General features: G+C 35.5%; 9 protein-coding genes. 4 read left to right on the top strand and 5 right to left on the bottom strand.

The features are described from left to right. Both E1171_RS13670 and E1171_RS13665 read left to right on the top strand, forming a co-directional pair. Window positions 1–1101, top strand: a 1101-nt coding sequence (locus E1171_RS13670) for an acyloxyacyl hydrolase (RefSeq protein WP_155206589.1), incomplete at its 5' end; no start/stop codon positions are given. Between the two features lie 47 nt (window positions 1102–1148). Further along, complete coding sequence (locus E1171_RS13665) at window positions 1149–1892, top strand: head GIN domain-containing protein (protein WP_155206588.1); 744 nt, start codon at window positions 1149–1151, stop codon at window positions 1890–1892. A gap of 15 nt (window positions 1893–1907) precedes the next feature. Here E1171_RS13665 and E1171_RS13660 read toward each other — a convergent pair whose 3' ends face one another. Then, window positions 1908–2249 (bottom strand): hypothetical protein, encoded by a 342-nt coding sequence (locus E1171_RS13660; protein ID WP_155206587.1) that lies wholly within the window; start codon window positions 2247–2249, stop codon window positions 1908–1910. Between the two features lie 276 nt (window positions 2250–2525). Beyond that, a complete protein-coding gene (locus tag E1171_RS13655) occupies window positions 2526–3341 on the bottom strand; it encodes a purine-nucleoside phosphorylase (protein ID WP_155206586.1) in 816 nt (271 codons plus the stop codon). 342 nt (window positions 3342–3683) lie between these two features. On the opposite strand from E1171_RS13655, the gene E1171_RS13650 reads away from it, so the two are divergent. Continuing rightward, complete coding sequence (locus E1171_RS13650) at window positions 3684–4397, top strand: pirin family protein (RefSeq protein ID WP_155206585.1); 714 nt, start codon at window positions 3684–3686, stop codon at window positions 4395–4397. Window positions 4398–4477: 80 nt separating this feature from the next. Then, entirely contained in the window at window positions 4478–5002 is a 525-nt protein-coding gene (locus E1171_RS13645) for an NADPH-dependent FMN reductase (protein ID WP_155206584.1), read from the top strand. Between the two features lie 142 nt (window positions 5003–5144). Here the strand turns inward: E1171_RS13645 and ftsZ are convergent, their stop codons facing one another. The 3 genes from ftsZ to E1171_RS13630 form a co-directional block, all read right to left on the bottom strand. Continuing rightward, entirely contained in the window at window positions 5145–6761 is a 1617-nt protein-coding gene (gene ftsZ, locus E1171_RS13640; RefSeq protein WP_155206583.1) for a cell division protein FtsZ, read from the bottom strand. Window positions 6762–6894: 133 nt separating this feature from the next. Further along, window positions 6895–8211 (bottom strand): cell division protein FtsA, encoded by a 1317-nt coding sequence (ftsA, locus tag E1171_RS13635; RefSeq protein WP_155206582.1) that lies wholly within the window; start codon window positions 8209–8211, stop codon window positions 6895–6897. A gap of 15 nt (window positions 8212–8226) precedes the next feature. Next, window positions 8227–8882 (bottom strand): cell division protein FtsQ/DivIB (locus tag E1171_RS13630; protein ID WP_155206581.1); only part of this gene is annotated, 656 nt, incomplete at its 5' end.

Here is an 8882-nt window from a genome sequence, read left to right as displayed (position 1 = left end):
ACTTTTCTTATACTTTTTTCAATAAGGCCATTCGCATATTCGCAAATTGGGTCAAAAGAAAAAAAATATACTTTTAGTTATGGAGCGCACGCATATGGTGGATTTATTCTAAACCAAAGTAAGGGAATTGATCACTTGGTAAAAACTCATCCCACCGGAATAGAAATCTTTGCCCAGCTAAATTCCTATGGAAATAAGCCTTGGGAAGCATACTTCAATTTTCCCGATATAGGTTTAGCCCTTAACTTTTTAAATACTCATAACCCAACTATCGGCAATGCTATTGCATTATTTCCCTATATCAATTTTTATTTTTGGAGAACCAAACGAATCCAAATGTACTACCATGCCGCTGTGGGAACTGCCTTTGCAACCCATCCTTATCATAGTCATTCCAATAATAAAAATACTTTCCTTGCTACAACACTCAATTTTCTTTTGCAGGTGAGAACAGGAATTACCTGGAGAGTATTTAATGAAATAATGTTAAATGCTTCAATAAGCCTAACGCATGCCTCTAACGGTTCTTTAAAAAAACCAAATAGGGGGTTAAATGTTGTTTCTGCAGATATCGGTATCTGGTATACACCTATTAAAAATAAACCCAATTATAAAAATTTTCTAAAAGGTCCTCCTTTGGAAAGAAAACTTAGATTGAACACCGTAGCTGCATTTGGTCTAAGTGAAAGAGGAGTTGTCGGAGGTAAAAAACTCCCTGCTTATATGATACAAATCTATGTTGATTACCTTCTAAATAAAAAGCGGGCATTTCATTTGGGCATTGACTTCTTTTCCAGTTTAGCATTAAAAGAGGAGATCCAGGAATACATAAGAAATGACTCGACCATAGCCCCAGGTACAAAAATAGATCATAAACGGATAGCGGCGATTATTGGTCATGAAGTGTTTTTTGATAAGATCTCTTTGATCACCCAATTTGGGGTTTATTTCTATTACCCTTTTAAGGAGTTTAGTGAGTTCTTTTATGAAAGAATTGCATTAAAATATAATTGGAAAAAAAGGTACTCAATTTCAATTGCTTTAAAAGCTCATGGGTCCATAGCAGATGCAGTAGAGTGGGGAATTGGTTTTAGACTTTAAAAAATGCTTTATAAGAAAACTAATTTTAGGGTTAAGTAACAAATAGAATGAAAAAACTAAAAGCAACCAATCTGATCTTATTTCTGTTCTTGGCATTAAATCTTTTTTCTTGTAACAGTCCTGATGCTCTTGATTGTCTGAAATCGACAGGTAACACCATTCAGCAAGATGTAGACCTTCCTGCTTTTCATACTATAGAGGTCTTTGATAATATAAATTTAGTATTGCGACCAGAACCAACTCTGGGAATTACAATAGAAGCGGGTAAAAATATTGTCCCAAAAATAAGACTTGAAGTAAAGGATAGTGTCTTATACATTAGAAATGATAATAGCTGCAATTGGGTGAGAAAATACAAAGAAATAAATGTCTTTGTGAACCTTTCAAATACAAGAACAATAGTACAATCAGGAGCAGGTATTTTGAGATCCGCAGGGCAATTAGACGTCGACAGACTTGACCTTTTTGTTAACAACACTGGAGATGTAGAACTATCAGTGAAAGGAAATATGTGCATCCTTACCTCACATGAGCTCAGTAATATAAAAATAAGGGGAGAACTAAATTACTTTAATGTGCAATTCGGAAATGTAGATGGAAAGCTTTTAGCGAAAGATTTAAAATCAAAAACCATTGATATCCTACATGAAGGAACCAATACAATGGAATTATATCCCACAGAATCCCTAACTGGGACCATAACAGGAAAAGGAGAGGTAATTTACTTTAACAAACCTAAAAAATTATCGGTAAGTATTTATTCAACCGGAAGCTTAAAAGAAGGAATTTAAAACTTGACAATAAGACTAGATATTTTCTTTAAACTTAGTTTTCCATTCTGTTTTCAACACCAAAAGCAAGTTTTTAAGAAACTTTTCCCGAACCTCTTTTTCTGCCTTTAATACACCCATCCCCTTTTTCTGCGCATATTCCTTAAACAACAATTTAATCTCTTTTTTGGGACCTCCCACATTTCCTATACTACTCAATGAATAAATAAAACCAATTGGGCATTCCAGGAATTGATCCTTTGTTAGCATCACTGCTTTATGAATTAGGCGATGCATCTGCTTACCACGGTAACCCTTTTCTGAGATTAACTCAAAACTTATAATTTCAATTTCTCCTACAAGTTGATAGTTATGCATAATACTTTAAGTGTTGGGCAAGGGCAAAATTCCAATACCTCCATTAGCGAATTTATATTATTTTTTCACATTTAAAATTATTTCCTAAAAAATATAGATTTAAAATATAGAAAAATTAATATTAAAATTATTCAAAACATCTATTTTAAATTAAAATTAAAGCTCTATCTATTGAGTTTAACTTTAATTATCCTAAAAAATATTATTTAAACCTTATATTTATTGTTGTAATTTTTGAACAAAATTAGGTACATCCTTTCTCGAAATTTCGACTTTTTACTTTTGTTCTTTTATTAATTTCCTTATGATATTGCTCAAATTGGGCTCGGCTTTATTAATGGCAGCAAAAATTTCATCTATGGAAATTTTTTTTACATTCCCTTCCGAACAAATGTCTGTAATGACAGAAATAGCAAAGCAGGGCAGATCCATGTGTCGCGCTACTATATTTTCGGGGACAGTGGACATTCCTACCGCATCGGCACCAATTATACGTAAGTAACGATATTCAGCCTTGGTTTCCAAATTGGGCCCCGGCACAGCAGAATAAACTCCCTGGTGAATGGATATATTTAATTCTTCCCCTATCCGCATCGCCTGCTCAATCATCCCTAACTCATAGGGTTCACTCATATCTGGAAAACGACCACCAAATTGATCCAGGTTTTGGCCTGTCAGAGGGTTTTCCGGCATCAAATTAATGTGATCGTTAATAACCATTAAATCACTGATCTGATAAGCTGGATTTAATGCCCCTGCAGCATTTGAAATGAATAACTTTTCTATCCCTAAAAGCTTCATCACCCGTACAGGAAATGTCACCTCTTTCATTGAATAACCTTCATAGTAATGGAAGCGTCCCTGCATTACTACAACCTTTCTTCCTTCTAACTTGCCGAAAATAAGTTTTCCGTGATGGCTTATCACTGTTGATACCGGAAAATGTGGAATTTCCTCATATGGAATTTCTTCTGAAATCTCCAATTCATTAACTAAACCACCTAAACCGGTTCCCAGTATAATTCCAAAATCAGGAGTTTGCGACACCCTTTTCTGAATAAATTCAGTAGCCTCTTTAATTCTTTCAAACATTTGCTATCAGCTTTCTATAATTCTTTAGCAATTTAAAATTTTCAATGGGCTAAGAAAACATCAGATTGAAGACTAAGGAGTGAAAATTATAAACCGGGGAATGAGGCCTTAAGAATGAAGCACTAAAAGGTAGCCATTAAAAATCTGAATTTCAAGGTATAATGCTTATAAATTACTTCTTTTCATTCAATTCCCATATCATCTTAAATCATCCTTAATATTTTTAATTATTTTTAATCAAATCACCAATTCAATTAAAAATTCCACTAAACCCAACAATTTAAAAGAAAGACCGTTTATATTTGTAATTACATCTTTTGTTTATACATTAAATAATTTGCGATGAAAAAGATATTATTCAAAGGAAAAGATCGGGGTAATGCTAATTATGGATGGTTAGATACAAAACACACTTTCAGTTTTTCTAATTACTACGACCCTGAAAAAATTCATTTTGGAGCATTAAGGGTATTTAACGATGACATTGTGGCACCTGGAATGGGTTTTGGTACTCACCCTCATGATAATATGGAAATTATCTCAATTCCTTTAAAAGGTTCATTAGCCCATAAAGATAGTACTGGACAAGAGGATGTTATTGCGGTAAATGAAGTTCAAGTAATGTCGGCTGGAACAGGTCTTACTCACTCAGAATACAATCATTCCAAAACTAAGGAGGTTAACTTTTTACAAATTTGGATATTTCCCAAAGAAAAAAATATAGCACCTCGTTATGGTCAGAAAAGATTTGATCCGGAAAAACAGAAGGGTCGATTCCAGAACCTTATTTCTCCTTCCGCTTCGGAAGAAACACTTTCTATTCACCAAGATGCCTGGTTTTATAGGGCTCATTTTGAAAAAGAAAGTCAAATTTCTTACTCGCTAAACAAAAAAGGCAATGGAATTTTCCTTTTTGTCTTGGAGGGGAATACAGAAATTGAGGGCGAAACGTTGAAGAAAAGGGATGCGATTGGGCTTAGTGAAGTAGATCAAATTGAACTAAGCACTTCTGCAGATACCCAACTATTGCTAATAGAAGTTCCGATGAAATTTTAAAGTTTTTGACCAGGTATTTGAGTCCATTTCATAGCTTTGTTAATTTTTACCATACTTTTTAGGATTAAAAAAATAAATTTATGATCACGATTATTATTGGTACCAATCGACAGGATGCTGTTTCAAAAAATATAGCACATTATTATCAGGGCATTCTAAAAAAGAAAGGTGCTGATTCCCAACTTTTGGATTTAAAGGAATTACCTAAGGATTTTGCTTTTTCAGCTCTCTACGAAAATTCTGGTAAAAACCAGAAGTTTAACGATTTCAGAACCAAAGTTGAAAATTCAGAAAAATTTGTTTTTATAGTTCCAGAATACAATGGTTCTTTTCCTGGAATATTGAAAACTTTTATTGATGGTTTAAAATATCCTGATAGTTTTTCTCAAAAAAAATGCGCATTAATCGGTCTTTCCTCAGGAGTACAAGGTGCAGGACTGGCCCTTAGTCATTTAACCGACATATTTAATTATTTGGGTATGCATGTTTTCGCAATAAAACCCAAGCTAAGCCAAATTAATGATCATTTTGATGGAAAGGAAATATCTAACAATCTATATAATGAACTACTAGATCAACAGGCGGAAGGATTTATTAAATTTTAAATTTCTTCTAATGAATAATGAATAATTAAGAAAAAGTCATGAAGTAATTGGGTATGGTCCATTTACAAAAACTTATAAAGTTTGAACCTTACCTGCTTCCCTTCAAACTCCACTTAATAATTATTCATTATTCATTTATAAATCAGTCTACATTATCATGAAGAAAGCGGTTATTTCCCAATACTTGGTCTTCTTCTCCCAAATTATATCTTGATACATTGGATTCCGAAGAATTCGGTACTTCCTGTAACCTTACTTTCTTTCTTAAATAAGCTGGTATTTCCAGCTTTTCTTTAAAATCATCTGCTACCAATGATGATTGATTATTAGCAGTTAAACGCAGTATCCTTTCCCTTGCTTCCTCTTCTAACACATGTTTTTTGATTTCCAAATCATCTTCTATCTCCTCTTGCGTTTCATCCTTTGAATTAGTGTCTTCAACTAATTCTACCTCAGTCTTTCTTTCTTCAATCTCAAATTTTTGTTCCAGACTAGTAAATGCACCCTGAGCCGGTTCCGAAGCAGGAGCTTCATCCATAGAAAATGAATCCTCCGTTACTATTGTATTTTCTGGCCCTACAGGTGCTTCAACCTCCCCCGGGTTTTGGTCCTCACTTTCCAAGGTAACTGGGTTAGTTGGAATAGAAACAGGGTTAGAAGAAGCTGTTGAACCCATGTGAGTATTTTCAACCGGTGCAGTATTGGTGGGTTTAGATTCAATTTCACGTTTTGATTCGAGGTCATACACCCTTCTTATAGAAAATGTTGTATCTTCTCCTTTTTCATTTTTCACCTCAAACCCCGTTGCGATTACAGTCACCCGTATACTATCCCCCAAGTCGGGATCAATTCCATGACCAAATATCACTTCCGCATCATCACCTGCTTTCGCCTGAATGTACTCCGTGATATCGCTCAATTCATCCATTTGCAACTCAGCACTTTCACCTGAAATAATGGATAATAAAATCCTTTTTGCTCCATGAATATCTTTGTTATTCAAAAGAGGGGATGAAATGGCTGCTTCAGCTGCTCGTTCTGCACGATTCTCACCTTCCGTCTTTGCAGATCCCATTACGGCAGCTCCTGAAGATTCCATTACTGTTCGAACATCCTCAAAGTCGACATTGACATATCCAGGAACGGTAATAATTTCGGCTATACCTTTTGCAGCAGTAGTCAACACATCATCAGCTTGCCCAAAGGCTTGACTTACAGGTAAATTACCGAATATCTCTCTTAGTTTATCATTTAATATCACTAAAACCGTATCACAACTATCCTTTAATTCGGCAATTCCGGCTTCAGCAGCTTTACGTTTTCTATGTCCTTCAAATGAAAAAGGGGCGGTCACAATACCAACAGTCAAAAGGCCCATTTCCTTAGCAACCCTTGCAATTACTGGTGCAGCTCCTGTACCTGTTCCTCCTCCCATTCCAGCAGTAATGAACACCATTCGGGTTTGTTCCGAAAGCATCTCTCTTATATCTTCTATAGATTCAAGGGCTGCATTTTTCCCTTTTTCAGGATTAGCACCTGCTCCAAGGCCTGCCGTCAGGTTCAATCCAATCTGTAACTTGGTAGGGATAGGGCTCCCCTCGAGGGCCTGGGCATCTGTGTTGCAAACAATAAAATCAACATCTTTAATCCCTTGATTATACATGTGATTTACCGCATTACTTCCACCACCCCCAACGCCAATCACCTTAATGATAGATTGATTCTGTTTAGGGATTTCAAATTTATAGGTATTATCCATAATCTATCCTCCTAAAAATTTCATAAAACGGAAAAAAACCTGACTCAATAAATGTTCTTCAAGGTTTACTCCAGATCTATTGAATTAAAAGTCTTATTTAATGTAGTATTCGAAAATTAATACTTGGCTTCTACTAATAACGTTGCTTATCATCTACATCATCAATCAAAATACTCTTGGTTTTCTCCAATATACTTTGAAAAATGCTTGATCCTTTACTCTCCTTTTTTGTTGGCTTTTCAGGTTCCTCAAATTGTCGCTCTTCTCTTTTCTTACGGTAATTATCTTCTCTGTCATCCAGAGCTTTAAACCCTGCCAAAACAAGACCAACTGTGGTAGAATACATAGGGCTTTTCACCGCCTCAATTTTGCTTTTTCCTAAATGCTCATTAGGATGTCCAATCCGGGCATCCATCCCCGTCATATATTCAAATAGTTGTTTCACATACTGCAACTGGGAACCGCCCCCGGTGATCACAACTCCTCCAGCTAATTGATTTTGATATCCAGAAGCAATAATTTCCGTATGTACTGCCTCGATAATTTCTTCCATCCTAGCCTCAATGATATAGGCAAGGTTCTTTAAAGAAATTTCTTTTGGAGGACGATTTCTAAGTCCAGGAATCGAAACAATCTCATTGTGATTTCCCTCTGCTGCCAATGCTTTTCCATATTGTGTTTTAAGCATTTCGGCCTGTTTTTCCATCACCAAACAACCTTGCTTAATATCCGAAGTAATAATATTTCCACCAAATGGTATTACCGCTGAATGCCTAATAATATTGTCATAAAAAATGGCAACATCTGTAGTTCCACCTCCAATATCCACAAGACAAATCCCCGCTTCTTTTTCTTCGTCATTTAGCACGGACAAACTGGAAGCTAAAGGCTCAAAAATTAACTCATCAATTTCCAGGCCAGCTCTTTTCACACATTTATTAACATTGTTTATGGCATTTGTCTGCGCAGTAATCACATGAAAATCAGCCTCAAGTTTGACACCAGACATACCCACAGGGTCTTTAATTCCATCTTCGTAATCAACCACATAATCCTGAGGCATCACATGGATAATTTCACTTCCGGGAGGAGTCACGATTCTGTGCATATCGTCAGTAAGCCTCTTTATGTCATCAATTGTAATCTCATCTCCAGCAGTGGTACGTGTAATACTGCCATGATGCATTGAGCTCTTAATATGTTGGCCTGCAATTCCAACATTAACTATTCGAATATTAATACCTGAAGTTCTTTCGGCTTCGTCAATTGCGCGTCGAATAGCAGTAACAGTTTTATCAATATTGGTAACAATACCACGAATCACTCCATCGGAAGGGGCCTTACCCATCCCCAGCACTTCCAATTTACCGTATTCATTTTTTCGCCCCACTATTGCACAGATTTTAGTGGTTCCTATATCTAAGCCGACTACGATTTTATCTTTTTGCATAATACACTGAAAGGATTATTCACAAACAATTTGATTGTGGTACTTCAAATTTACACGATAATATTTATTCCATCCTGCCTGAGGAAGAATTTTTTTGTAAAATATCTTTAATTTCTTGAGTTTTTCTTTAATATTTTCAGCATTACCAAATTCAATAAATTGTTTTCCAACTTGGGGATAAATAGTAATCTCTCCCTTGCTGTCCACATCAAATTGAGTAAGCTGAACTGACCAGAATTCATCATCTCTTATTGTTTTCAATAATTGAAAAAACTGCTTTCCCTTTTGCATCTTTAGGGCTCCTTCCTTAGCAATCTTCCCGGCAAAAGCTCCACCAACTAAAGGCACCCTGGCAGTATATTTATCAGAGAAAGGTAAAATTTGCCCCATTTCATCAATGTATTTATCTTCCCCTCCAGCCAACAACAAGCGAGCAATGGGCAAGTTTTGTGTCACCTCGACCTGGATATTATTCTTTAAATCCCTATATACCTGAGCCTCACTCACAAAACTTAATTGTTCAACCCTTTCTTCTAATTCCTTCAGATTAATCTTTTCAAAGCTTAATCCAACTAGCTGACTCTTTTGGTTCTGGGTAATCTTTTTGAATATGTCCTCCTTATTTACAAAATAATTAGCATGCTGATTATCAATAGTTATTAGGATATCTT

This window comes from Xanthovirga aplysinae (genome assembly GCF_009711365.1).
GTDB classification, from domain to species: domain Bacteria; phylum Bacteroidota; class Bacteroidia; order Cytophagales; family Cyclobacteriaceae; genus Xanthovirga; species Xanthovirga aplysinae.
Note: the sequence above shows the minus strand (reverse complement) of the source record. Positions and strands in the feature narration are given on the sequence as shown.

Coding starts and splice junctions, on each gene's coding strand:
- E1171_RS13665 (WP_155206588.1), top strand. CDS start 1,149: ATGAAAAAACTAAAAGCAACCAATCTGATCTTATTTCTGTTCTTGGCA.
- E1171_RS13660 (WP_155206587.1), bottom strand. CDS start 2,249: ATGCATAACTATCAACTTGTAGGAGAAATTGAAATTATAAGTTTTGAG.
- E1171_RS13655 (WP_155206586.1), bottom strand. CDS start 3,341: ATGTTTGAAAGAATTAAAGAGGCTACTGAATTTATTCAGAAAAGGGTG.
- E1171_RS13650 (WP_155206585.1), top strand. CDS start 3,684: ATGAAAAAGATATTATTCAAAGGAAAAGATCGGGGTAATGCTAATTAT.
- E1171_RS13645 (WP_155206584.1), top strand. CDS start 4,478: ATGATCACGATTATTATTGGTACCAATCGACAGGATGCTGTTTCAAAA.
- ftsZ (WP_155206583.1), bottom strand. CDS start 6,761: ATGGATAATACCTATAAATTTGAAATCCCTAAACAGAATCAATCTATC.
- ftsA (WP_155206582.1), bottom strand. CDS start 8,211: ATGCAAAAAGATAAAATCGTAGTCGGCTTAGATATAGGAACCACTAAA.